This window comes from Gluconacetobacter entanii, from assembly GCF_013155425.1.
GTDB classification, from domain to species: domain Bacteria; phylum Pseudomonadota; class Alphaproteobacteria; order Acetobacterales; family Acetobacteraceae; genus Novacetimonas; species Novacetimonas entanii.
In genome coordinates, this window is sequence record NZ_JABJWD010000047.1 from 29,911 (window position 1) to 49,669 (window position 19,759).

General features: G+C 65.0%; 25 protein-coding genes. 15 read left to right on the top strand and 10 right to left on the bottom strand.

Annotated elements, in window-relative coordinates; all coding sequences use genetic code 11:
- The first annotated feature begins 126 nt into the window (after positions 1-126).
- Positions 127-306 (top strand): hypothetical protein, encoded by a 180-nt coding sequence (locus HNH97_RS08830; RefSeq protein ID WP_110913538.1) that lies wholly within the window; start codon positions 127-129, stop codon positions 304-306.
- A gap of 55 nt (positions 307-361) precedes the next feature.
- Here the strand turns inward: HNH97_RS08830 and HNH97_RS08835 are convergent, their stop codons facing one another.
- The 4 genes from HNH97_RS08835 to HNH97_RS08850 form a co-directional block, all read right to left on the bottom strand.
- Entirely contained in the window at positions 362-637 is a 276-nt protein-coding gene (locus HNH97_RS08835) for a hypothetical protein (protein WP_146220685.1), read from the bottom strand.
- 229 nt (positions 638-866) lie between these two features.
- Positions 867-1,238, bottom strand: coding sequence for a hypothetical protein (locus tag HNH97_RS08840; protein ID WP_110913536.1), 372 nt, complete (start codon positions 1,236-1,238; stop codon positions 867-869).
- 121 nt (positions 1,239-1,359) lie between these two features.
- Complete coding sequence (locus HNH97_RS08845; protein WP_244949373.1) at positions 1,360-1,827, bottom strand: surface-adhesin E family protein; 468 nt, start codon at positions 1,825-1,827, stop codon at positions 1,360-1,362.
- Positions 1,828-1,973: 146 nt separating this feature from the next.
- Positions 1,974-2,348 carry a hypothetical protein gene (locus HNH97_RS08850; protein WP_171790681.1) on the bottom strand — a complete coding sequence of 125 codons (375 nt, stop codon included), beginning with the start codon at positions 2,346-2,348 and terminating at the stop codon, positions 1,974-1,976.
- Positions 2,349-2,511: 163 nt separating this feature from the next.
- Between HNH97_RS08850 and HNH97_RS08855 the strand changes: the two genes are divergently transcribed.
- On the top strand, positions 2,512-3,081 hold the full coding sequence (locus tag HNH97_RS08855) for a TetR/AcrR family transcriptional regulator (protein ID WP_110913535.1): 570 nt from the start codon (positions 2,512-2,514) through the stop codon (positions 3,079-3,081).
- Between the two features lie 118 nt (positions 3,082-3,199).
- On the top strand, positions 3,200-5,248 hold the full coding sequence (gene shc, locus HNH97_RS08860; protein WP_244949378.1) for a squalene--hopene cyclase: 2,049 nt from the start codon (positions 3,200-3,202) through the stop codon (positions 5,246-5,248).
- 231 nt (positions 5,249-5,479) lie between these two features.
- Here the strand turns inward: shc and HNH97_RS08865 are convergent, their stop codons facing one another.
- Positions 5,480-6,088, bottom strand: coding sequence for a TetR/AcrR family transcriptional regulator (locus HNH97_RS08865; RefSeq protein WP_171790641.1), 609 nt, complete (start codon positions 6,086-6,088; stop codon positions 5,480-5,482).
- A 100-nt stretch (positions 6,089-6,188) separates the two neighbouring features.
- Between HNH97_RS08865 and HNH97_RS08870 the strand changes: the two genes are divergently transcribed.
- Entirely contained in the window at positions 6,189-7,595 is a 1,407-nt protein-coding gene (locus HNH97_RS08870; RefSeq protein WP_171790642.1) for a coniferyl aldehyde dehydrogenase, read from the top strand.
- 88 nt (positions 7,596-7,683) lie between these two features.
- On the opposite strand, the gene HNH97_RS08875 is transcribed toward HNH97_RS08870, so the two are convergent.
- On the bottom strand, positions 7,684-8,391 hold the full coding sequence (locus HNH97_RS08875; protein WP_110913532.1) for a YoaK family protein: 708 nt from the start codon (positions 8,389-8,391) through the stop codon (positions 7,684-7,686).
- A gap of 93 nt (positions 8,392-8,484) precedes the next feature.
- Here HNH97_RS08875 and HNH97_RS18165 point away from each other — a divergent pair, with 93 nt between their 5' ends.
- The 3 genes from HNH97_RS18165 to HNH97_RS08885 all read left to right on the top strand — a co-directional run bounded on the left by HNH97_RS18165 (position 8,485) and on the right by HNH97_RS08885 (position 10,128).
- Positions 8,485-8,607 (top strand): hypothetical protein, encoded by a 123-nt coding sequence (locus tag HNH97_RS18165; RefSeq protein ID WP_265176079.1) that lies wholly within the window; start codon positions 8,485-8,487, stop codon positions 8,605-8,607.
- 22 nt (positions 8,608-8,629) lie between these two features.
- Positions 8,630-9,823, top strand: a complete 1,194-nt coding sequence (locus HNH97_RS08880) for an aldose epimerase family protein (protein ID WP_171790643.1) — start codon at positions 8,630-8,632, stop codon at positions 9,821-9,823.
- 116 nt (positions 9,824-9,939) lie between these two features.
- Complete coding sequence (locus HNH97_RS08885; RefSeq protein WP_171790644.1) at positions 9,940-10,128, top strand: hypothetical protein; 189 nt, start codon at positions 9,940-9,942, stop codon at positions 10,126-10,128.
- Positions 10,129-10,317: 189 nt separating this feature from the next.
- Here HNH97_RS08885 and HNH97_RS08890 read toward each other — a convergent pair whose 3' ends face one another.
- Both HNH97_RS08890 and HNH97_RS08895 read right to left on the bottom strand, forming a co-directional pair.
- A complete protein-coding gene (locus tag HNH97_RS08890; protein WP_233044333.1) occupies positions 10,318-10,821 on the bottom strand; it encodes a hypothetical protein in 504 nt (167 codons plus the stop codon).
- 133 nt (positions 10,822-10,954) lie between these two features.
- Positions 10,955-11,590 carry a hypothetical protein gene (locus HNH97_RS08895; RefSeq protein ID WP_171790645.1) on the bottom strand — a complete coding sequence of 212 codons (636 nt, stop codon included), beginning with the start codon at positions 11,588-11,590 and terminating at the stop codon, positions 10,955-10,957.
- A 364-nt stretch (positions 11,591-11,954) separates the two neighbouring features.
- On the opposite strand from HNH97_RS08895, the gene HNH97_RS08900 reads away from it, so the two are divergent.
- The 6 genes from HNH97_RS08900 to HNH97_RS08925 all read left to right on the top strand — a co-directional run bounded on the left by HNH97_RS08900 (position 11,955) and on the right by HNH97_RS08925 (position 16,845).
- Positions 11,955-12,131 carry a hypothetical protein gene (locus tag HNH97_RS08900; RefSeq protein ID WP_167400337.1) on the top strand — a complete coding sequence of 59 codons (177 nt, stop codon included), beginning with the start codon at positions 11,955-11,957 and terminating at the stop codon, positions 12,129-12,131.
- A gap of 137 nt (positions 12,132-12,268) precedes the next feature.
- Positions 12,269-13,258 carry a hypothetical protein gene (locus HNH97_RS08905; protein WP_171790646.1) on the top strand — a complete coding sequence of 330 codons (990 nt, stop codon included), beginning with the start codon at positions 12,269-12,271 and terminating at the stop codon, positions 13,256-13,258.
- Complete coding sequence (locus HNH97_RS08910; protein ID WP_171790647.1) at positions 13,255-13,617, top strand: hypothetical protein; 363 nt, start codon at positions 13,255-13,257, stop codon at positions 13,615-13,617. Before HNH97_RS08905 ends, HNH97_RS08910 begins: the two co-directional genes overlap by 4 nt.
- Before the next feature lie 292 nt (positions 13,618-13,909).
- The gene (locus tag HNH97_RS08915; protein ID WP_146220683.1) at positions 13,910-14,443 is read left to right on the top strand and encodes a hypothetical protein; all 534 of its coding nucleotides are present in this window, start codon (positions 13,910-13,912) and stop codon (positions 14,441-14,443) included.
- A 533-nt stretch (positions 14,444-14,976) separates the two neighbouring features.
- Positions 14,977-16,044 carry a restriction endonuclease gene (locus HNH97_RS08920; protein ID WP_216657588.1) on the top strand — a complete coding sequence of 356 codons (1,068 nt, stop codon included), beginning with the start codon at positions 14,977-14,979 and terminating at the stop codon, positions 16,042-16,044.
- A 468-nt stretch (positions 16,045-16,512) separates the two neighbouring features.
- On the top strand, positions 16,513-16,845 hold the full coding sequence (locus HNH97_RS08925) for a DMT family transporter (protein WP_110913526.1): 333 nt from the start codon (positions 16,513-16,515) through the stop codon (positions 16,843-16,845).
- 193 nt (positions 16,846-17,038) lie between these two features.
- On the opposite strand, the gene HNH97_RS17740 is transcribed toward HNH97_RS08925, so the two are convergent.
- Complete coding sequence (locus HNH97_RS17740; RefSeq protein WP_208629996.1) at positions 17,039-17,461, bottom strand: hypothetical protein; 423 nt, start codon at positions 17,459-17,461, stop codon at positions 17,039-17,041.
- Between the two features lie 306 nt (positions 17,462-17,767).
- On the opposite strand from HNH97_RS17740, the gene HNH97_RS08935 reads away from it, so the two are divergent.
- Positions 17,768-18,472: a hypothetical protein gene (locus HNH97_RS08935; RefSeq protein WP_171790649.1), complete on the top strand. Its 705-nt coding sequence runs from the start codon at positions 17,768-17,770 to the stop codon at positions 18,470-18,472.
- 112 nt (positions 18,473-18,584) lie between these two features.
- Here the strand turns inward: HNH97_RS08935 and HNH97_RS08940 are convergent, their stop codons facing one another.
- Positions 18,585-18,827: a hypothetical protein gene (locus HNH97_RS08940; protein WP_171790650.1), complete on the bottom strand. Its 243-nt coding sequence runs from the start codon at positions 18,825-18,827 to the stop codon at positions 18,585-18,587.
- A gap of 282 nt (positions 18,828-19,109) precedes the next feature.
- Between HNH97_RS08940 and HNH97_RS08945 the strand changes: the two genes are divergently transcribed.
- Complete coding sequence (locus tag HNH97_RS08945; protein WP_110913523.1) at positions 19,110-19,718, top strand: glutathione S-transferase N-terminal domain-containing protein; 609 nt, start codon at positions 19,110-19,112, stop codon at positions 19,716-19,718.
- Positions 19,719-19,759: the final 41 nt, after the last annotated feature.

Sequence of the window (19,759 nt, forward strand, 5' to 3'; positions counted from 1 at the left end):
GAAAATGATCGGGATCGCCTGTCATTTTCCGCATTGACTTACGCCCCGGCCGGGGGCATCAGGCGCGACCGCCTACGCATCGAAGTCGTTTTTGGGGGCGTCTGATCCGCCCCGGGAAGCCACGCCATGTCCATTTCCTGCCTGCACTCCACCACCGCACGCCCGCCCCGCACGCAACGCGCCCTGTACCGGGTGCGCGAGGCCATGCGCGATATCTGGATCGGCCCCGTCATCGCATTGGGCAGCGTCCTGTGCGGCGGGTTCTTTACACTGCTGACGCACCTGCTTGGCCACGGCGCGCCCTGAACCACGCCGCCCCGCGTTTCACCTGAAAATACCGCTTGCCGAAGGATAACGCCCTTCAGTGCAGGCCATCGCCGCGGGGCGTGGTGTCAAGCCAGCCGCGCAGGATGCGGCGCACGCGCACCCATGCGATGGCGCGGCGGAAGTCCCCGGTACTGAGGAAATAGCCCGCGCGCGTCGTGGCCACCTGCAATGCCTGCGGCCCGAGCGCCTTGAGCATGTCGCACGCAAACTGCGTGGGATCATCAAACAGGGCCGCGTCCGGCGGCTTTGGCTGTTTGCGATCTTTGGCGCGTTCGATCATCAGCATCAATCCGATTCCGCGTCTGTCCATTCACGACAGGAACCCGACGAAGGCACCCCCGCAAGAAAACCGTCCCCTGCTCCCCCCGCAAGACACGGCATTGCACCTACCATGCCTGGCAAGTCTAGGTTATGGGCAATTTCTTACGTTGATCTGCATCAATCCTGAATTCAAAAAACAACAACCCAGGGTTTCATACGGAAATACAGGGAAATGGGCGCATATTTTACAATATATTCATGATATATTGTAAGAATACTTATTCTTTCCTGACCAGCGACATGACAAAAAGGCCCACACCAATCGCCAGCAGCCCGAACAGCACAGCCAGAGGTTGCAGGTACAGGACCAGCAGCACGACAAAGAGTACAAACAGCGACGCATATTTCAGGCGCCGGTCCTCGCCAGAGAACAGGTCGTTGATCCCCATGCGGATCAGCGCCAGCGCCTGGCGCGCCTGTGTGGCCGCCGGATCGGCCGCGATCACCTGGAACCCGGATTTTTCCAGCCGTTCCAGCACGTCGCGCGCCTGTGCCCGGCGGGCGGCGTCATTGGTGGGGACGACAGTGGGCGCCGCACCCGGCGCGGGCGCAAGGGCATCGGACAGGGCGGCGACGATTCTGCTATCCATGGTGTTTTCCCCACTTTCACGCCGCGCGATCGCCGCGTTTTCACATCGTTTTCCACATTACTGACGGATTTATCCACACGGTTACCCGCGCGCCTATCCCCGAATCTGTGGGTAACCCGGATCAGCGCCCGCACGCAATGCGCCGCCCGTCCTCCAGCGAGGGATCGACCGTCATTTCCCCGCGCGGCACCGGCCCGTCCGCCAGCTTGCGCCCCCTGCCCATATGGCCCGACCACGTGGCATAGGACAGGGTGCGGTACGTATTGGCGGCACAGTTGTACAGGACCGAAAACCGGACGGAGGCGAACGGCAGGCCGTGGCTGATCATCTCGTCATCGAAATCCTGCACGAACGTGGCGGAGGCATGGCTGCCGTGCACCCGGATGGAGGAACGGTCGATATATTCCGTCACCTTGTTCTGGTACGGCGGCAGTTTCTGCAGCACCGGGGCCTGCTCCGCGCCCGATGCCGGGGCCGTCGCCGTGGCCGTGGCCGTGGCCGTGGTCCCCATGGGAACCGCCAGTGCCGCGGGCGCGCCGGTGGCCATCATCAGTATCGACGCCATGGCCAGTGCCACACGATCCTTCATATGCTCCTGTCTCCATTGCATGCGGCGCCAGTGGCGGCATGCCCGTATTTATGCAGTTCCGGTGTATATCCCATACCGCAACAGGTTCGCATAGGGCGGATGCCGCAATGCAGCATGCCCCCGGCGCGACGGGGCGGGGCCGGGCGTCATTCCCCCGCGATCTGGCGAAAGCGCGTCCACGACATCTTGTCGCGAAAGATGAACAGGACGTAATAATCCTTGTGCCGCGTGCGGGTCATCGTGGCGTTGGCATAGAACGGAAACACGTCGAACGGCCCGTCATAGCCCGCAGGGATCGGGTCGGAGCGCAACTGGCTGCGCACGCGGAACAGGGGCGAGTATTCGTGGCTTGGCCCGGCGTTGCGGCGGACATAGTACAGGTTCTTGCGAAAGCGGCGCAGGCGGTCGGGCAGGATGAAGATCATGTTGCGTTCGATAAAGCTGTCAACCGCATCATGGTTGCGCAGGTACTGCATGTCCGGCGTCATGTCGCAAAAGAAGTTGTAGCCCCGGATAATCATGCCACCCCCAGATATTCCCCGCGCACCCGCGTCACGATGCGCGGTCATATCATACCCGCCCCGACATACGACAGCACGTGGCGGGGTTGAAACGCATCGGGGCGTGGTTTAATTCCATCCGGCTGGATTGAAACCACGCATATGAGACCGGATACGAGGCCCCATGGCGCGACCCAAGACAATCGACCGTGAAAAGGTACTGGAATGTGCCGAACAGGTGGTGCAGCGCGCGGGTGCGAGTGCGCTGACGCTGGACGCCGTGGCGCGGCAGGCGGGCATTACCAAGGGCGGGCTGCAATACTGCTTTGGCAACAAGGATGACCTGATCGCGGCCCTTGTCGAACGCTGGATCGCTGCGTTCGACATGCAGGCGGCGCTTCATGGCGGGCCGGATGCCTCGCCCCTGGCGCGGGCGCGGGCCTATGTCCGGGTATGCAGCCAGATCGACGACGCAACGCGCGCGCGCATGGCCGGGATGCTGGTGACGCTGCTGCAATCGCCGCGCCACCTGCAACGCATCCGCCAGTGGTATGCCGGGTGGTTCGGCCTTGATCCCGCGACATCCCCCGACACCGACCCGGCGCAGGCCGGGCGCATCCGCACCCTGCTGTTCGCGGCGGAGGGTGCTTTTTTCCTGCGCAGCCTTGGCTTCATCGACATGGCGCAGGCACAATGGGACAGTGTGTTCGCGGACATCCAGAACATGCTGTCCACCCCCGCCCCGGCCATGTAGAGCCTTTGCCGACGTCCAACCTTTTCTATTTCTTGCTATCTTGCACGGATATTTACAGACGATGGATACGACAGGTCACTCCCCCTCCCCCGCCGCCGATACCCTTGATGCGGCCCCCATGGCCACCGACCGGGGCCGCGCCGGCGCCACGCCGCTCATGGCGATGGGCAACAGCCTGACGCACGCCATTTCCGGCGCCTGCGACTGGCTGATGGGGCAGCAGAAGGCGGATGGCCACTGGGTCGGTTCTGTCGGGTCCAATGCCTCGATGGAGGCGGAATGGTGCCTGGCGCTGTGGTTCCTGGGGCTGGAGGACCATCCCCTGCGCCCGCGCCTGGGCAATGCGCTGCTGGAGATGCAGCGCCCGGACGGGTCGTGGGGCGTGTACCATGGCGCGGGCAATGGCGACATCAACGCCACGGTGGAGGCATACGCCGCGCTGCGCTCGCTGGGCTATGCTGCGGACACGCCCGCGCTGGAACGTGCCGCGACATGGATCGCGCGCAAGGGGGGATTGCGCAACATCCGCGTCTTCACCCGCTACTGGCTGGCGCTGATCGGGGAATGGCCGTGGGAGAAGACGCCCAACCTGCCGCCCGAAATCATCTGGTTCCCCAACAAATTCGTCTTCTCCATCTACAACTTTGCCCAGTGGGCGCGTGCGACGCTGGTGCCGCTGGCGATCCTGTCGGCCCGCAGGCCCAGCCGCCCGCTGCGCCCGGACGACCGGCTTGACGCGCTGTTCCCGGAGGGACGGACCCACTTCGACTACACCCTGCCGAAGAAGGAAGGCGTGGATCTGTGGTCCACCTTCTTCCGCAGCACGGACAAGGGCCTGCACTGGTTGCAGACCAAGGTCCTGCGCCGCAGCACGGTGCGCGAGGCCGCGATCCGCCACATGCTGGAATGGATCATCCGCCACCAGGACGCGGATGGCGCGTGGGGCGGCATCCAGCCGCCATGGGTGTACGGCCTGATGGCCCTGCATGGGGAGGATTACCAGTTGCACCACCCCGTCATGGCCAAGGGTCTGGCGGCGCTGGACGATCCGGGCTGGCGTCATGACCGGGGCGATGCGTCGTGGGTGCAGGCGACCAACAGCCCGGTGTGGGACACGATGCTGGCGCTGATGGCGCTGCATGATGCGGGGGCACAGGATCGTTACACCCCGGAAATGGACCGCGCGCTGGACTGGCTGCTGGCGCGGCAGGTGCGCGTGCGCGGCGACTGGTCCATCAAGCTGCCGGATGTCGAACCCGGCGGGTGGGCGTTCGAATATGCCAACGACCGTTATCCGGACACGGATGACACCGCCGTTGCGCTGATCGCGCTGGCCCCGTGCCGCAACCGCCCGGAATGGAAGAAGAAGGGCGTGGACGCCGCCATTGACCGTGCGGTCAACTGGCTGGTGGCGATGCAGAGCGAATGCGGCGGATGGGGCGCGTTCGACAAGGACAACAACCGCAGCCTGCTGTCGAAGATCCCGTTCTGCGACTTTGGCGAGGCACTGGACCCGCCCTCGGTCGATGTGACGGCGCATATCCTCGAGGCGTTCGGCCTGCTGGGCCTGCCGCGCGACATGCCCGCGATCCAGCGCGGCCTGGCCTATGTCCGGGCGGAGCAGGACCCCGCCGGCCCGTGGTTCGGGCGCTGGGGCGTGAACTATGTCTATGGCACGGGCGCGGTCCTGCCGGCGCTGGCCGCGATCGGGGAGGACATGACCCAGCCCTACATCACCCGTGCGTGCGACTGGCTGCTGGCGCACCAGCAGGAAGACGGCGGATGGGGCGAAACCTGCGCGTCGTACATGGACCCCTCCGCCATCGGGCGGGGGCAGACGACCGCGTCGCAGACGGCGTGGGCGCTGATGGGCCTGATCGCGGCGAACCGCAAACAGGACCATCCCGCGATCGCGCGCGGCTGCCGCTACCTGATCGACAGCCAGCAGCCCGACGGAAGCTGGCATGAGGAGGAGTTCACCGGCACCGGCTTCCCCGGATACGGTGTGGGACAGACCATCAAGCTCGACGATCCGATGCTGACCAAGCGCCTGTCGCAGGGCGCGGAACTGTCACGTGCGTTCATGCTGCGCTATGACCTGTACCGCCAACTGTTCCCCATCATGGCCCTGAGCCGCGCCGCACGCCTGATGAAGGCGGCGGGGTGAGCCGGGGGTTTCCGGACGCCGCCTTTTTCTGAAAAGGCGGCGTTCCTTCTGCCTTTTGCAGGATGTTGGCGGGGGCGGGTTTTCGGGATGCCGCCCTTCGCCATGTTTACTGGACCCTGACAGTAAGTTTCCTGTTGACCCGTTTCATAGCCGACAGGCGGAACACGCCTTCATGCCGGTCATCAGGCAAAGCTTTTCCAGTTCCGAAAAGCGGACATTGCCTTAACCCGATCAGTCGCTGCGGCACATGCCATCCAGCAAGACGTCCAGCGCGGCCGGGACTGGCGTTGGCCCGACCTTCTCCTCAAGCAACTGGTTACTGAGTGCCAGCATGGCCAGGCCATGCACCTGCGCCCAGCTTGCCGCTGCCAGGGCATTGACGGCAACCGGCCGAAAGCTTCCGTCGTGCTGTCCCCTTTCCAGAAGCCCCAGCAGAATGCCGAAGGTCGCCATGGCCGCGTCATGCAACTGCGTGTCCATCGCCTTGTCGGCATCGGCACTGAACATCAGGCGATAAAGGCCAGGGTTGTGGCAGGCAAACCCGATACAGGCCTGCGCCGCCGCCATGAATTGCGCGCGCGTGGACGGCAGATCGGGGGACATGGCCGCTGTCAGGCTCTCCCCAAGCCGGACGAAGCCGATCCGGGCCAGTTCCCGCAGCAGCATCCCGCGATCCCGGAAATGCTTGTACGGGGCTGCATGACTCACCCCCGTGCGCCGCGCCACTTCCCGCAGGGTAAAGGCCCAGTCCTGGTCCGCAGCCAGCATGTCCAGCGCCGTGTCAACCAGGGCGCGACGCAGGTCGCCGTGATGATAGGGGCGGTCCTTGGTTTCACGCATTCGCGAGGTCCATGTTTACACAAGAAACTTTCATTGACACCGGATCGTCATGCTCCATACCCTGCCTGCATAAGTTTCTCCTGTAAACATGGGGGACGTGATGTCCGATGTTACTCCTGCTGACCTGCATCGTCTTCTCGACCGCCAGCGCGCGGCGTTCCAGCAGGCAGGACCACCCGACCTGAAACAGCGCCGGACCGACCTGCGCCGCCTGAAGGCCGAAATCCTGACGCGCCGCACCGAAATCGTGCGCGCCCTGAACACGGATTTCGGCCAGCGCCCGGAACGCGAAAGCGCCATCGTGGAACTGATCCCGCTGGTGCAGTCGATCAATTACATGATCGCGCATCTGGGACACTGGATGAAACCGCAGCGCCGCCACGTCTCGGCCTATTTCCAGTGCGGTCGCGCCTGGGTGGTCCGGCAGCCGGTGGGTGTCGTGGGCATTATCGCGCCGTGGAACTATCCGGTCTCGCTTGCCCTCGTGCCGCTGGCGACGGCGATTGCGGCTGGCAACCGGGCCATGCTCAAGCCGTCGGAATTCACACCGGCCACATCGGCGGTGATCGGCCAGATCGTTCAGGCCGCCTTTCCGGCGGAGCAGGTTTCCGTCGTGACGGGCAATGGCGACGTGGGGGCCGCATTCTCGGCCCTGCCCTTCGATCATATCCTGTTCACCGGCAGCACGGCGGTCGGAAAGAAAGTGGCCGAGGCCGCCGCGCGCAACCTGACGCCTGTCACGCTTGAACTGGGCGGAAAGTCGCCCGTGGTGATCGAACCCGGTTTTTCAATGCAGCGGGTGGCGGACCGCGTGGCGTTCGGGAAGCTGACCAATGCCGGGCAGACCTGCATCGCGCCGGATTACGTGCTGGTTCATGAAGACGACAGGGACGCCTTTGCCGCAACCTATCAGGACGCCGTGAAAAAGCAGCATCCGGGTGGGTATGTGGGATCACCTGATTATACGGCCATTCTCAACACGCATCATTACGAACGGCTGGGCGGTCTGATCGACAATGCCGCGGCACAGGGCGCGCGGGTGATCCGGCTGGGACGTGATTCAGCTACGGGTCATGTCATGGCCCCCGTGCTGCTGCTGGATGTGACACCGCAGATGGCGGTCATGCAGGAGGAGATTTTCGGTCCCGTCCTGCCCGTGCTGACCTATCGCACGCTGGATGACGCGATCGCCTTCATCAACGCCCGTCCCCGGCCGCTGGCCCTGTATTATTTTGGCGACAGCCGCGTTGAACGCGACAGGGTGCTGAAGCACACGGTTTCAGGAAACGTGACGATCAACGGCACACTGATGCATTATGTGCAGGACGATCTGCCATTTGGCGGCGTGGGGGACAGTGGCATCGGGGCGTATCACGGCAAGGAAGGCTTCATGGCACTCACACATGCCCGTGGTGTGTACCGACAGGGACGTTTCAATGCGGCAACGCTGCTTCAGCCGCCATTCGGCAGGCTAACCGACGTCATCACCAATCTGATCCTGCGATGACGACGCACTCTGCTTGTCGGGCATCGCGTTGATGCGGCGCATGCCGCGCGACCCGATACCCTCGCCACCCCACTTCCCAACCCGCCACCTACTCACGCGACAGCGCCCCCGGCAGGGCAAGGCAGGCGAGAAGTCCCGCCAGCAGCACAAGCAGCAGCCCGGACCACCAGCCATACAGGAAGGCCCCGCCAACACCGCCCAGCGTGAAGGACACGACGATCGCGGCATGCAGGCCCAGCCGTTCACGCGTACCGGCCCGCCGGTCCGGGCCGGCCGGGTGAAAGAACGCATCCAGCCAGTCCGCCAGTTCCAGCCCCACATCGGTCAGCATGCCCGTCATATGGGTGGTGCGCACGCGCGCCCCGGAAATGCGCGTGACCGTGGCGTTCTGGAGCCCCATGAGGAAGCTCAGCCCGTAGGCCAGCATCGGGCCGCGCGGCTGGAGTGGGGACAGCAGGTCCACCGCCCCCAGCAGCCCGAGCAGGCAGGCTTCCAGAAGGATGCTGCGGGCATAGATCGACGGCACGCGGCGCCGCCGCCCCGCATTGACCAGCAGCGCCGACAGCACGGCGCCGACGACAAAGGCCACAACCAGGCCACAGCAGGACAGGACCGTCGCCATGCGGCCTTCATGCAGGCCGTTCGCCAGGGCGGAGACATTTCCGGTCATGTTGGCCGAATAATAACCGACGGCAAGGAACCCGGCGGCGTTCACCGCACCGGCAATCGCCGCCAGCGAACACCCCAGGCGTCGGTCGATGATGGCGTTGCGCTCCTCCCCTTCATGAACAAGCACCCGCCCCTCCCGCTTTCGCCAGTTCCGACCGGGGGCAGCGTAACAGCCACCGCTTCGTGCAACAAAATTCCCGCTTCGTGACCGCGTCGGGGGATGCCGCCCGACCCGACACCCCGCGCCACGGTGCCATGCGTGCGGCGCGGGGCGTGGCGGTTGCCCCGGCGGGCGGGCGGCGGCATGATCGCGGGCATGCGCCATGCCGCGCCATTCCCCTGATATCGCAGGACATCCCCCGACCATGGTTTCCCCGTTGCGTCCCTTCTGCCTGATGCTTGCGGCCCTTGTGCCGATGGTGGGGGGCCTGTCCGCGGCACGGGCCGCGCCCGCCCGCACGGGCGCCGTCAGTTTCGAACGCGCACCCTTCGGCACCACCGACGATGGCCGCGCGGTGGAGCAGTTCACCCTGCGCAACGCCCATGGCGTCAGCGTGCGCTTCATGACCTATGGCGGCACCATCACCGCGATCGAGACCCCGGACCGGCATGGCGACATCCGTGACGTGGTGCTCGGCTTTCCCACGCTGTCGGGCTACACCCATGACAGCGCGCGCGGCGGCCTGTTCTTTGGCGCGATTGTCGGGCGGTATGCCAACCGGCTGGCACGCGGGACATTTTCGCTGCAGGGCCATACCTATCACATTCCCATCACCGCGCCGCCCAACGCGCTTCATGGCGGCACCAAGGGATTCGACAAGCAGGTCTGGACCTTCGAGGGCGAAAGCACCGACGCCCACGGCGCCAGCGTCACGCTGGGACTGGTCAGTCCCGATGGCGACCAGGGCTTTCCCGGCACGCTGCATGTGCATGTGACCTACCGGCTGGATGACACCGATACCTTCAGCCTGCATTACACCGCGACGACCGACCGGCCCACGGTGCTGAACCTGACCAACCACAGCTATTTCAACCTCGCCGGCGAAGGCAGCGGCAGCATCGAAAACCATGTCCTGCGCATCAATGCCGATACCTTCACGCCCACGGACGCGACCTCCATCCCGCTGGGGCCGATCGCGACCGTCGCGGGCACGCCGCTGGATTTCCGCACGGCCCACCGCATCGGCGACCACCTGCGCGATAACGACCCGCAGATCATGTATGCCCGTGGCTATGACCAGAACTGGATCATCAACGGCCCCGCCGGGACCACGCCGCGCCTTGCGGCACAGGTCAGCGACCCGGCATCGGGCCGCATGATGGAGGTCTGGACCACACAGCCGGGATTGCAGGTCTATACCGCCAACTCGCTCGACGCGACATATGCCGGGGTGTCGGGCCGGGCCTATCGCCAGACCGACGCCGTCGCGTTCGAGGCCGAGCATTTTCCCGACTCCCCCAACCATCCCGACTTCCCCACCACGGAACTTCGCCCCGGCCAGACGTTTGACCAGACGACCCTCTACCGCTTTGGCGTCAGCGGGGCGAAAGGCCGCTGACCCCTGCCACAGGGCGTCGCGGCCGGGGGATCAGCCCTGATTCGCCAGAGGACGCCTTTTTCTTTTGCCCGCGCGTGTCTAAATAGATCACCAGAACGTGAGCATAAGGAAGATTCATGATGTGGACAGGCATGGCACGCATGTTGTGCGTCGCGGGACTTCTGGCCGGTCTGGGGGCCTGCGCATCACGCCAGCCACCCAGCGACCCCAGCCAGAGCGGCGGCGTGGGCGGCATGACCGGATCACCGGGGCAGGATGACAGTTCCGACGGGCCGGGTGGCTCCGGCGGCCCCGGCATGGGCTGAAGCCGCCTCCCGGGGGATGTTCCCCGTGGGAGACCATGATTTTTAAATGAATCAGGGTGCAGGGATCGAGATCCCTGCCGGGTCCGGGCAGAGCCCGGATGTCGCATGTGACGATGCCCTCAGGGGCTTTGCCCCCGAGACCCCCACCAAAGGGCATTGCCCTTTGGAAACCATGACTTTGAAGGGGGTTTAGCGTCGTTTTGCGCCCGTGGTCTTTTCGGGCAGGGCGAGCCAGTGGATCCGGGCGTCGCGCAGTTCGAAATTACGCTTGCCCTGCACGCCCATGTCCCCGAACGGGTCATAGACGATGCCGGTCACCTCGGCCTTGCACTGCGGGCGCATGCCGGTGTCGCCGCACATCTGCTGCGCCTTCTCGGACGACGCCGCCTCCAGCGACGCACCATCAAGCGGCACGCTGCCGTTCCAGTTCACGCTGCCGGGCAGGTCGTCGATGCGAAACGCCGCACAGGCCGCCCCCCCGGTATTGGCCGACGCGATATAACAGGTCAGCGTCACGCGCTTTCCCACCAGCGACGGCCCCTGCGCCAGCAGGGTCGGCACGTCCATGACGGGCGTCGGGGCGGCAGGCGGGGCATGGCGGGCGGCGGCATGGGCCATGCCCGACGTCATGGCGCACATGGCCGACGCGGCCACCGCCGCACGCCATGCGCGCCCATGAAACACTCGATTCACCTTTTCTGTCCTCCGTGGGGTCAATGCACTTGATGGGCGGGATTTTTTCCCATCCCATCCGCATTGTCACCACGGGGCAGAGCGCAGGCAGTCATGCACTGGTCGCGGTGCGGCCCTGCCGCCCCCTGCCGGGTCAGAACGGGTTGGCGCGACTGTCCGGTGCGTGGCCAAGGTCAGCGAAGTGGTTGGTTTCCGCACAGCCACGGAAGCGGTCCAGCACCGGCGCGCTGCCGGTCAGCGTCATGTTGACGACCGTGCGTTCGCCATACTGCACCGTCGCCTGCTGCCCACGTTCCATCCCGTTGAGCAGTTCGGCCATCTCCTTGGGCTTCAGGTCCACCGACAGCGTCGTCGCGTCGTTGGCCTGCATGTGAAAGACATGCTGGTACGCGCCGATGCGCACCGTCATGTCCCCCGTGGAGCCGGGCGTCAGCGTCCAGTGGTCATCCGCGCTGCGCATCTGTAGCGAATCGGCATCGGCGCGGACCATCAGCACCTCGTTCTCCGCCCCTGCGATGCACAGGTCGGTGTGCAGGCCATGGTCGGGGGAATGGTGGATGGCCACCCACCCGTCATGGCGTTCGTCGATGGTCATGGCCGGGGGCGGCGCGGGTTGCGGGTCGGGCGTGGCCAGCGCCTGGCGCGCGCCGGCGGGCGAATGCGCCCACTGCGTACTGTCCTGCAACTGCCCCGCCTCCTGCGCACCCGCCATGGCCGGCAACGCGGACAGGGCAACCGCCCCTGCGATAAGGAACTGGTATATCTTCACTTTGCAACAATCCCGTAGTTGCGACCCATTGGTTGACCCGATCCCGCCGCCCCGATGCGGCCGGCCGGGCATGTCCGGCGATGGCAACGCATGTCCCCGTGGCGGCGACCTGACATATATTGTCACTTTATCTTGACAAAAAAAGGGCATAGGCATGGTGGTGCCTGTTCCCGTGGTATTTTATATGAAAAAGGCCACGTTGTACGCGTGGCGTGTAAAACCTGACATAGCATGATGTCCTGATCCCGGGGCAATGCAGGGTTGCCATATTATGAACGTATTCTGGTCGTGATTTTATGGCATGGACAGGGCAATGAAAAATACTAAACAAGATTTTCAGATCCATGACCCCGTGGCCCATGCCATGAACATGATTCGTCTGTTCGGCGCGCGGGCGTCGGGCATCGCGAACCTGCGTTCGGGCATGTGCTTCAGCGCGGGCGACCTGGAAATGGCCGTCACATGGGCGCGCGTGCGCAATTCCATCCAGAACCTGATGGACGAGGGCGACATCATCCCCCCGTCACGCCTGGCGCACTGATCCCTCCCCTTCCCCTTAACGTCCTTCCCACCGTGACCGTGGGCTGCGCCGCACGCCATTGAGGCGCACAGCGCGGCGGGTTATCATGCGCGCCAAGTGCAGTGGCGTTGTCACCAGACGGAGGGAAACAGGTCGGGATGCGCATTTTTTCTGTCGCGGCCCCGGCTGTCGCATCCATCCGCATGGCGGGCGTCGCGGTGCTTGGCCTTGGCCTGGCCCTTGCGCCGTGCGTGCCCGCGCCCACCGCCATGGCGCAGGAACAGGCGGGCGCGCAGGATGCCGGGTGGTCGTTCTCCCCCGACGGGGCGCAGGGACAGCCGATGGTCATCTCGCGCCAGAACCAGCTTGACGTGATGTTCTACCGCACGCCCACGGGGTCGCTCGGCATGGCGGTGCATGACCTGCACAAACGCTATCGCAACCCGTCGGGCGTGACCACGGTGGGGGTCGTGATCGGCAAGTTCGAACTGGTGCTCCAGATCTTCTCCAGGGGGCGGAAATGGGACACGGCGGGCGGCGACATGAAGCCCGACGCCGTGGCCGACCTGATGCAGCAGTTGCATGCCACCACCACCGGCGCGCTGGTGCCCCCCGAACGCAACCCGGTGCCGTTTTCCGTCGTGGGCGCGGCCAATGCCCTGTCGCAGATGGGGGAATATGCCTCCGCCCATGCGCTGTGGATGCCGCCGCCGCTGGGCCCCGCGCCCGCCGCCCGCAACACCGCCCCCCCGCAGGATATAGAGAAGCTGGCCCACCACCCCTATGACACGCAGCACGGGCGCGCGGTGGCCCTGCCGCATTATCCCATCGCCCAGAACTGCGCCCGCGCGCATGTGGAAATGCAGGACAGCGACGCGGACTGCATCAGCGCGGAACAGAAAAGCCAGGCCGCCCTGTCCGGGTCATGGGCACGTTATGACAGCGACCTGAAAAGCGCGTGCCTGAACATGGCGGGTGATGTCGGACGGCTGGAGAAATACCAGGCGCTGGAGATGTGCCTCTCGCGCTATCAGGACGACCGCAGGCAGTGGCAGCTTGTCTCCGGCTCCTCCGGCAGTGACGACATCATGCCGCACGACCATCCCGCCACACCGCCCGCAGACCCCACGGGAAACGCCAGCAGATGAAGAAATCCTGCCTTGCGGTCCTGATGTCCGCGCTGTTCTGCGGGCATGCCATGGCGCAGGCCCCCACCCCGCGGGAGGTGGCGAAACAGACGGGCCTGATGATCGCACGGCAGAATTTCACCGTCCCTGAATATATGCACAAAACCGAACAGGAAGGCAGCGGGGCCGTCATCGCGCAGCGCTGCCTGAAGGCCTATCCCGACGACGCCTCCTCCCGCCAGACCTGCGCCATGGTTGCCATGGCGGAGGATTACCGCCTGTTCAGCGACACGGTGAAGGACACCGACGGCGACGCAAGGGGCGACGCCACCGCCCCCACACACGCGCCCGACGCCACCGCCGCGTCCCGCCCGACCTGACGCGCCGCCCCCGCCGCGCGACCGGCGGCAGGGCGCACGCACCGCTCCCCCCTTTTCACGACAGCACCCCCGACGCCACCGCGCCGGGACGCTCCGCCGTGCCCTGTTGGCGGCACGGTATGGGGGCTTTCCCACACGGGCAGGGGCCGCGTGTAATCGTACAATATCAGTTCTGTATTCCCGTAAAATAGATGCAGATTACATGCCTGTTTTTAATAAATTGTATTGCATGACCGGTCCACATATCATGAAGACATAATGATTCCTTCGGTAAAAGTAGAATATATTGCGGATGTTTAGGAATTTCACTTTCGCATGTCTTGTGCTGCTGCTTGGTGGCGGGAGTGTCCATGCCGCCACCGTGCAATACCTGCCGGGACCGCCGCCCGACCCGCACCATGCCCATACCCGCTTTGGCGATGCCGATACCTCCAGCGGGATGCTCAGCATCGCGGGACAGCAGACCCTGCCGCGCGCGGCGGGGAACGGGTCCCTGTTCGTGGAGAAGATCGGACAGGTGGGCGATACGGATTTCCTGCTGCTGACCTCCACCGGCAATGCGCTGTGTCCCGCCAGCTATTCCATCGTGCGGGTGGATTCCTCGGGCATTGCCATACCGACCGCGTTCTTTGGCAACTGCAACGACCATCACGAGGTCCAGATCGTCCACGGGCAGGACATCGCCGTCATCCAGCCTGAATTCACCAGCAGCGAAGCCGACACCCCCCGCACCATCACCGTCTATAGCAACAGCACGCGACGCCTCGCCGAAAACGGCACCCCCCTGCGCGCGGGATGCCCCAATAACCTGTGCGACGGGTTGTAGGGGGCCATGCACCCTCAGGGGCTTTGCCCCCGAACCCCCACCAAAGGGCATTGCCCTTTGGAAACCATGACTTTTGAACGGATCAGGGTGCAGGGAGCGCGCTCCCTGCCGGGTCCGGGCAGAGCCCGGGTGTGGCATGCGTCGATACCCTCAGGGGCTTTGCCCCGAACCCCCACCAAAGGGCATTGCCCTTTGGAAACCATGACTTTTAAACGGATCAGGGTGCAGGGATCGCGCTCCCTGCCGGGTCCGGGAAGCCGCCCGGCTGTGGCATGCGTCGATGTCCTCAGGGGCTTTGCCCCCGAACCCCCACCAAAGGGCATTGCCCTTTGGAAACCATGACTTTTGAACGAATCAGGGTGCAGGGAGCGCGCTCCCTGCCGGGTCCGGGCAGAGCCCGGGTGTGACGTTCGCCCACGCCCCCGCACAGTGGCCTCGCCAAGTGATGAATTGTGGGTTAACTGTCTGGAATGACGTGTGTACGAAAAGGGAACATTCTCTGCCCCTGCGCGCTGGCGGCCATGGTGGGCCTGATGACGGACCCGGCGGCGGCGCAGGGCGCGGTCTATCGGGTGCCGGCGCAGGCCATCGGGTGTGCGACGCCCATCGCCACGCGGCACCTGTCGGACGGGATCGTCGGGGCGGGATGCCGCCATGCGGGAACGGCCGCGCGCTGGACCCTGGTGCAGCGCGATGGGGACATCACCGCCCTGCGCCGCGATGACGGGCGGCGTGAACGCACGCTGTATTTCCGCACCCATGACGTCACGCAGGTCCCCGCGTCGGGCATGGTCGCACGGTGCTGGCACTGGCTGCGCGATGGGGTGGCCAGTGTCCGGGCGGCGCTGGTGGCCCATTCCGGCGGCATGGGACTCGGGCGGTATGCGCATCTGGTGCTGGCGGGTGTGGCGGTGCTGCTGGGATGGCCGGTGCTGTGCCTTGTCGCGCGGTGGTGGGCGCGACGGCGGGCGCGCGCGATCTGTGCGGCGCTGATTGCACGACATACCGAGACGCTGCGCCTGCGGCGGCGGCAGTTACTGGGCCGCAACAGCTATGGCGTCATCAAGCCGGAGAAATGGCACCGCGAACGTGACGAGTTCATCGCCACCATCCTGCGCCCGGCCCTGCGCACGGCGGGGCGCGCGGCGCAGTGGCCGCGAATCGCCCCATGGGTCACCGCCCGGATCGAGCAGGCCGCACGCGGCACGCCACAGCGCCCCGACATTGTCGGCCCCGGCATGGACCCGCTGGAATATGAACAGTACTGCGCCGCCGAACTGCGCCATGACGGGTGGCAGGCCGAAACCACCGTCGGCAGCGGCGACCAGGGGGCGGACATCATCGCCACGCGGCGGGGCCTGCGCATGGTGGTGCAGTGCAAGCTTTACAGCCGTACCGTCGGCAATGACGCCGTGCAGCAGATCACCGCCGCGCGCGCCCATTACAACGCGACGGTGGCGGCGGTGGTGTCCAACGCGGCCTATACCCGCGCGGCACGGCAACTGGCCCGCACCAACGGCGTATGGCTGCTGCATCACGACGAACTGCGCGGTCTGGCGCAGCGCCTGAAACATGGCGGCAGCCCGGCGGCGACGGCGTGATGCCCCGGTGCGACGATGCGACGATGCGCGGCCGGATTATGTCAAACTGTGTTTTTCATGGCCGGGCATCACGTTATAACATGACGCCCGTTTCCATGTGCCACCCGCATGCCAGTTTCCCGGCACATCCGGCGGCACCGGATGCGTAACCATGGACCGATTTCCCGGTTTTCCGGGCATCAGTCCTGTTTACGCGTCGTGTCCTTCGGCAGCGGTTTTTCACGCGGCACGCGACGGATGTTGATAAGAAGGTGGGCAATCATGCGTGCTGAGTTGCTCATGGCTCATGTCTCCTATCTCCTCTATACATATAAAACGTGGTGAAAGCGAAGGTTTCATGCGTCATCACGGAAAAATTCCGACATGGACCGTGACCGTCCGTGACGTGGCCGGGACCGCGCCGATCCTGTAAAGGCGACGCGACAGGCCGGGGCATCGTGCCCGCCGGCCATCGGGAGGGACGCGGCCATGGCCTATCTGTATCTGGCGCTCGCCATCGGGGCGGAGGTCACGGCGACTTTCTTCCTGACCCTGTCGGATGGATTCACCCGTCGCCTGCCATCCTGCGTGACGGTGGTGGGATACCTGACCGCGTTCTATGCCCTGTCACAGGCCCTGCGCACGATTCCCACCGGCGTCGCCTATGCCATCTGGTCCGGGGTCGGCACCGTCGCCATCACGGTCGTATCGTGGGCGTGGCTGGGACAGAAACTCAGCCTTGCCGCCATTGGTGGCATGGCGCTCATCATCGCCGGGGTCATGGTGATGAACCTGTGCGCCGGCACGTCCGGCCACGGATGATCCCGCACGACCCGGGGACGTGATCCCTGCCGGGGCCGGGGCACGCCGCCCGGCTGTTCCATGCGACAGTAATGCCGCACGTTCAGGGGCGTTGCCCCCGCCCCCACCAAAGGTCGCGGACCTCTGGCAACCGGGGCCTTGATCAACAGGTCTGGGTGCAGGGGGCGTGTCCCTGCACCGCTCGGGGTGTGACCTATCGGCGGCCGCCGCCACCGTGACCGCCACCACCGCCATGGCCGCCGCCACCGCCGCCGCCGTGACCACCGCCGCCACCCGGGCCACCGGGACCGCGCCCGCCGCCAAAGCCACCACCATGGCCGCCATCATGACCACCCGGACCGCCGGGGCCGTGTCCGCCGCCGAAACCGCCATGGCCATCGGGCCCACGTCCCGGGCCACCACGTCCCGGGCCACCGCGCCCGTGGTCGCCATAAACCGGGTAGCCCCCATAATAATCGCGCCCGTAATAGCCGCCGTAACCACCGCCGCCATACCCGCTGTAATAATCGTATCCGCCGTAATAGTTACCGCCGTACCCGCCCGGTCCACCCGGACCGACACAGGCGCACAGCGCACCGGCAAGGGCCAGTACCGGCATAAATCTGATGGGGTTCATGTTCCTGTCTTTCCACTGTCCATCCTGTATCGTCACGATCATCCGCCAGAACCGCGATCAGAACAAGGCACGCGGATGACCATCATGTGGCAGTGTACCACCCGTTTGCCGGACGGCCGTGCGGGACGCATCACGCGGCCATGGCAATAACGGTGGATATGTGGCGATCCGCGCCGGGGATGACACAAAATGCCCATACCGGCGCTACACTCCCGCCATGTGGCCGGGTGAGTGAGGGGAAACCGGCGTCAGATATGACGCGCGGCGTCTGGCCGGGTTTTCCGGTCCTGCTCCGAAGGTTGTACAATGAACCGACTTTTCACGTCCGCCCTTCTCCTGTGCGCCACGATGTCGCTCTGCGCATGTTCCGTTGCGCAACTGGAGGCGCGCAAGGCGCATTACCTCGACCATATGGGGGAGGCGCGGATGCAGCGTAAGATTACGGTACGCAGCGAACCGTGGCAGCCCTTCATCATCGTCAGCCAGGAACATGCCTATTCCGACAGCAATTTCTTCAATAGCTGGCTTCAGGCGCTGGTCATCAAGAAAGACGGCGCGGTCTCGCGCACGGGCGGGGGAACCTACAGGGCGGGGGATGTGATCTACATGCTCAGCGCCGACCTTGCCGCGGCGTCCGGGATCTACAGCCACATCGAATATAACGGCCCCAATGGCCCGCAATATGCAAAAATCATAGATGGCGACCAGAGCGTATCCTGCTGGGACCGCACCAACACCACGCCCGATGGCAAAATCTATGACACGGGGGAGCAGAGCTGCAGCTATGAAAGCCAGATGATGGTCCCGCTGCGCGCATCCACCATCACCTATATCACGCAGCAGGCGACCCCGTGGGAGGTCCGCTTCGTCACCGACCATCCCGACCGCGATGGCGACCGCCGCGACATCGTCACCGCATCCGAAGCCCGCGCCCTGGTGGACCGTGTGAACGAGGTGCGCGCGAACCTTGGCGCCCTGCACGAAGCCACCGCGCAGAATTACCAGCCATAACGAAACCCCGACCCCATACGGCATGCGGCGCCCCCCCGGATGGGAGGGCCGCCGCAGCAGCGTATTTTCCAAAACCCCGCCGCAAGAAGGCGGCGGGAATGGAATGAAGTTCCTATTTCTTGGCCGCCGCGCGTTTTCCAAGCAACTGGATTTCCGCCGCGCTCATGTTTTCCGGCTCAACCGTGCCCTTGCGCGCGATCGCCTGTTCCTCTTCGGTGGCATGTTCGCCCCCCTTGAGGACATGTTCGGAAAGGCGCGCGGTTTCCGCCTGCGTCATCAGGTCCGGCGAATGGGTGGCCTTGCGCACCAGGTCATGGATGGAACCGGCGGCATGGGGAACACGATGTTCTTTCATTATACATAACTCCTTATTGTAAAAGCATATGTGGAGCATGCGGCCCTGTATTCAATCGACAAAAGGACATATTTTTTATATGCGGGACGAGGTAATTGATATTTACATATCAACCATGCCCACAGGTCCGCGCATTACTTCTGCCTGACCGGCACTGTTGCGGTACGATGGCGGCGGGCGGATACTTTGCACGGCGCGCGGCATGTGCAACCCTTCCTGCCCGGACGGGACGGCCCCGCAACACACCGTCCCGATAACCGAGACAGACAGGAGGCGCACGCCATGAAACTTTACTACACGCCGGGCGCATGTTCGCTGGCCGCGCATATCATCCTTAATGAAACCGGCCTGCCGCACGAGGTCGAGCAGGTGGACCTGAAGGCCAAGAAAACCGCCAGCGGCGGCGACTACCTCGCCATCAACCCGCGCGGCGCGGTGCCCGCGCTGGAGATCGCACCGGGCGTGGTCCTGACGCAGAACGTGGCGGTCCTGACCTATATCGGTGCGCAGTCGGACATCCCCGCCCTGCACCCCGCCCCCGGTTCGCTGGAGCAGTATCGCCTGCTCGAAGCCATCGGCTTCTGCGAGGACGTGCACAGCGCATTCGGCCCCATGTTCGCGCCCGACCTGCCCGATGTGGTGCGCGACCGCCAGTTGGCCAACATCCGGCGCCGCATGACGCAGGTGGAGGCGATGCTGTCCGCCAGCGGCGACGACCACATGCTGCCGGTGGGCTTCACGCAGGCGGATGCGCTGCTTGCGGTGATCCTGAGCTGGGCGCCGCATGTGAATGTGGACCTCTCCCCCTACCCCGAGGCCAGCGCCCTGCGTGACCGGGTGTTCGCCCGCCCTGCGGCGCAGAAGGCGATGAAGGAAGAAGGCCTGGCCTGACCGCCCCCGCCCGTGCGCCCGGCCTGTGGCGCGCGGGCCAT

What these genes read in the sequence shown, in the direction of transcription:
- HNH97_RS08830 (WP_110913538.1), top strand. Translation starts at nt 127, where the DNA reads ATGTCCATTTCCTGCCTGCACTCCACCACCGCACGCCCGCCCCGCACG.
- HNH97_RS08835 (WP_146220685.1), bottom strand. Translation starts at nt 637, where the DNA reads ATGGACAGACGCGGAATCGGATTGATGCTGATGATCGAACGCGCCAAA.
- HNH97_RS08840 (WP_110913536.1), bottom strand. Translation starts at nt 1,238, where the DNA reads ATGGATAGCAGAATCGTCGCCGCCCTGTCCGATGCCCTTGCGCCCGCG.
- HNH97_RS08845 (WP_244949373.1), bottom strand. Translation starts at nt 1,827, where the DNA reads ATGAAGGATCGTGTGGCACTGGCCATGGCGTCGATACTGATGATGGCC.
- HNH97_RS08850 (WP_171790681.1), bottom strand. Translation starts at nt 2,348, where the DNA reads ATGATTATCCGGGGCTACAACTTCTTTTGCGACATGACGCCGGACATG.
- HNH97_RS08855 (WP_110913535.1), top strand. Translation starts at nt 2,512, where the DNA reads ATGGCGCGACCCAAGACAATCGACCGTGAAAAGGTACTGGAATGTGCC.
- shc (WP_244949378.1), top strand. Translation starts at nt 3,200, where the DNA reads ATGGCCACCGACCGGGGCCGCGCCGGCGCCACGCCGCTCATGGCGATG.
- HNH97_RS08865 (WP_171790641.1), bottom strand. Translation starts at nt 6,088, where the DNA reads ATGCGTGAAACCAAGGACCGCCCCTATCATCACGGCGACCTGCGTCGC.
- HNH97_RS08870 (WP_171790642.1), top strand. Translation starts at nt 6,189, where the DNA reads ATGTCCGATGTTACTCCTGCTGACCTGCATCGTCTTCTCGACCGCCAG.
- HNH97_RS18165 (WP_265176079.1), top strand. Translation starts at nt 8,485, where the DNA reads ATGCCGCCCGACCCGACACCCCGCGCCACGGTGCCATGCGTGCGGCGC.
- HNH97_RS08880 (WP_171790643.1), top strand. Translation starts at nt 8,630, where the DNA reads ATGGTTTCCCCGTTGCGTCCCTTCTGCCTGATGCTTGCGGCCCTTGTG.
- HNH97_RS08885 (WP_171790644.1), top strand. Translation starts at nt 9,940, where the DNA reads ATGATGTGGACAGGCATGGCACGCATGTTGTGCGTCGCGGGACTTCTG.
- HNH97_RS08900 (WP_167400337.1), top strand. Translation starts at nt 11,955, where the DNA reads ATGAACATGATTCGTCTGTTCGGCGCGCGGGCGTCGGGCATCGCGAAC.
- HNH97_RS08905 (WP_171790646.1), top strand. Translation starts at nt 12,269, where the DNA reads ATGCGCATTTTTTCTGTCGCGGCCCCGGCTGTCGCATCCATCCGCATG.
- HNH97_RS08910 (WP_171790647.1), top strand. Translation starts at nt 13,255, where the DNA reads ATGAAGAAATCCTGCCTTGCGGTCCTGATGTCCGCGCTGTTCTGCGGG.
- HNH97_RS08915 (WP_146220683.1), top strand. Translation starts at nt 13,910, where the DNA reads ATGTTTAGGAATTTCACTTTCGCATGTCTTGTGCTGCTGCTTGGTGGC.
- HNH97_RS08920 (WP_216657588.1), top strand. Translation starts at nt 14,977, where the DNA reads ATGACGGACCCGGCGGCGGCGCAGGGCGCGGTCTATCGGGTGCCGGCG.
- HNH97_RS08925 (WP_110913526.1), top strand. Translation starts at nt 16,513, where the DNA reads ATGGCCTATCTGTATCTGGCGCTCGCCATCGGGGCGGAGGTCACGGCG.
- HNH97_RS17740 (WP_208629996.1), bottom strand. Translation starts at nt 17,461, where the DNA reads ATGAACCCCATCAGATTTATGCCGGTACTGGCCCTTGCCGGTGCGCTG.
- HNH97_RS08935 (WP_171790649.1), top strand. Translation starts at nt 17,768, where the DNA reads ATGAACCGACTTTTCACGTCCGCCCTTCTCCTGTGCGCCACGATGTCG.
- HNH97_RS08940 (WP_171790650.1), bottom strand. Translation starts at nt 18,827, where the DNA reads ATGAAAGAACATCGTGTTCCCCATGCCGCCGGTTCCATCCATGACCTG.
- HNH97_RS08945 (WP_110913523.1), top strand. Translation starts at nt 19,110, where the DNA reads ATGAAACTTTACTACACGCCGGGCGCATGTTCGCTGGCCGCGCATATC.